General features: G+C 48.0%; 1 protein-coding gene. It reads left to right on the top strand.

The features are described from left to right. Positions 1 to 842 (top strand): phage terminase large subunit (locus tag ACFINC_RS10255; RefSeq protein WP_375617144.1); only part of this gene is annotated, 842 nt, incomplete at both ends.

Raw genomic sequence — 842 nt, 5'->3', positions numbered from 1 at the left:
CTAGCAGAGAGTTCATTGGAGGAGATTAAGCGCGCCATTGAAGCCCATGACTTTTTAAGGGACTATTATAAGGTTGGAGAGTCGTCGATTAAGTCGATAGATGGTCGTATAGCCTTTCAGTTTTCTGGTCTGGACCGGAATATTGCGAGTATTAAATCGATGGGGCGCATTTTGCTCTGCTGGGTTGATGAGGCAGAGCCGGTTACAGAGACGGCTTGGCAGACGCTCATTCCAACTTTGCGTGAAGAGGGCGAGGGGTGGAGAGCAGAGTTATGGGTGACATGGAACCCATTGCGAGAGAATGCCCCCGTTGAGAAGCGGTTTCGCTTTTCAGACAATGAAGCCATTAAGCGTGTAGAGATCAATTGGTTAGACAATCCGAAGTTTCCCAAGATTTTGAATGAAGCGCGGCTTGATGATCTGAGAAACCGTCCAGAAACTTATAAGCATATATGGGAAGGGGCTTATCTTACAGCGGTTCAAGGTGCTTACTATCAGAGGGAAATGTTGGCAGCCGAGCAAGAGGGGCGGATAGGGCGTGTTGCGCGTGATCCTTTAATGCAGATACGCGCCTTTTGGGATATTGGGGGCACGGGTGCTAAGGCAGATGCCACGGCGATATGGATAGCACAATTTGTTGGTAGAGAGATCAGAGTGCTTAATTATTACGAAGCACAGGGACAGCCGTTATCCGAACATATCGGTTGGTTGCGTCAAAATGGTTATGAGAAGGCGTTGATGGTTCTCCCCCATGACGGTGCAACCAGAGACCGTGTACATAATGTGAGTTTTGAGAGTGCTTTAAATGATGCGGGTTTTGAAACGCAAGTCATTCCTAATCA

The organism is Bartonella sp. AP58NXGY (genome assembly GCF_042195785.1).
Lineage (GTDB): Bacteria > Pseudomonadota > Alphaproteobacteria > Rhizobiales > Rhizobiaceae > Bartonella.
The sequence above is the reverse complement of the archived record's forward strand: the minus strand, read 5'-3'. Positions and strand labels throughout refer to the sequence as shown.